Source organism: Sulfurimonas sp., from assembly GCF_034005705.1.
In the GTDB taxonomy this organism is placed as follows: Bacteria; Campylobacterota; Campylobacteria; order Campylobacterales; family Sulfurimonadaceae; genus Sulfurimonas.
The window spans coordinates 2033-3523 of sequence record NZ_JAVEUF010000040.1 but is presented as its reverse complement, the minus strand read 5'-3'; the positions used below and the strand labels follow the sequence as shown (position 1 = coordinate 3523).

The 1491-nt window shown below is 45.1% G+C and carries 2 protein-coding genes; both read right to left on the bottom strand.

Annotated elements, in window-relative coordinates; all coding sequences use genetic code 11:
* A partial coding sequence (locus RBR61_RS10170) for a hypothetical protein (protein ID WP_320344075.1) occupies window positions 1–916 on the bottom strand: 916 nt, incomplete at its 3' end.
* Window positions 917–960: 44 nt separating this feature from the next.
* The coding region (locus tag RBR61_RS10165; RefSeq protein WP_320344074.1) for a hypothetical protein at window positions 961–1491 on the bottom strand (531 nt) is incomplete at its 5' end.

The window sequence follows — 1491 nt, the reverse complement described above, 5'->3', positions numbered from 1 at the left end:
CTGATCCGTGTGTGCCGTTAAACCAATAGGCGTATCCGTCCCCGCCTTCTTCCGGATTGGGAGAGTTTACGGGATTTTCCATCCCGTTGGTAAAAATTTTACTGTAGTCCAATCCCAATTGGTAGTAGTAATCCATGGTAATGATGATCCAGGGAATGGCAAGGTAATCGTTTTTCTCTGTACGGGCAAAGGCTTTAAACGCCGCTAACCCATCGTAGACTCCGCCGCCGGTAAATACTTTGTCTACTCGAATGCCTGTGGGATTTTCTGTATAATATTTGGCCATGGCCAAGGCAGAGGAACCACCTAAAGAATAGCCCAGAATCAGGCTTTTGCTGCTTAGTTTGTACTGTTCTTTTTCCCACAAATACTCTTCCACGGCTTTTCGCATGTGGTAAGCAACCATTCCGTTGTTGGCAACATGCAAATAAGGCCTTGGCATATGGCGGGTATAACGTACTCCCAGCATATCTGGGGTAATGGTGATGTATTTGAGTAAAGAAGGAGCCGCTTCTTCATAGAAGCGTCCTCTTTCTGCTGTTAGGGACGGGCTTGTTTCTTGGTCCAGGTCTGCGAGGGGAGGCAACTCGATGACGCCTTGTACCTTTAAATCTAGGGGATAAACGAATGCTCCCGTACCCAAAACCGGATTCCCAAATGGGTCAAAAGTATTGTAGGAAAGAGTCACAATACGTAATTGCGTGTACAGGGCATCATCCACAAATTCGATGATTTTTTGTAAAGTAGGGTCTGTGACTTCTAAGTCAAAATTACTCATATACGTGCGAAGCCCTTCTTCAAAGGTATAATCTATCGTGGCCAGTTCCTCCACAAAATATTTGGATTCACTGATAAGTGTATCTTGCGGCGCACAATAGCTACACGTGAACGCAAGGGCAGCAAGAAGCAGCCACATGCAGCGCCTTGTTGGCTTACCATGTATTTTGTTTTTCCTCATATTTATTTTAACAATAAGTACAGCAAAGATGTCATGACAAATTCATTACCGGCATCGTAATGGTCTCCTGTTGTGCGAACGTAATGAATGGAGCACCCTTTTTCTTTGAATGTTTTATACAAATAGTCGGCACAATCTACTGGTATCAAGTTGTCTTGACTGCTATGCAGCAGGTGGATGTCAAGCAGGGGGTCCGGAGTCCAATTGCGAGCCAATGAATTTTCGTTCATACAGTCTGTCAATTTTGCAAACTCCCCTTTTGGTTCATCTGAGAAAAAATCTTCGTGCATGTAATTTCTCAAATCGCTGCCCCAGCGTCTGTGCAGACTTCCCGATCCGTGTGTGCCGTCAAACCAATAGGCATATCCGTCCCCGCCTTGAGCCGGGTCGGGTGAATTCACCGGATTTTCCATTCCGTTTGCAAAAATTTTGCTATAATCCAATCCCAATTGGTAGTAGTGGTCCATGCTGATGATGATCCACGGGATGGCCATGTAGTCGTTTTTTTCAATGCGGGCATACGCTTTAAATGC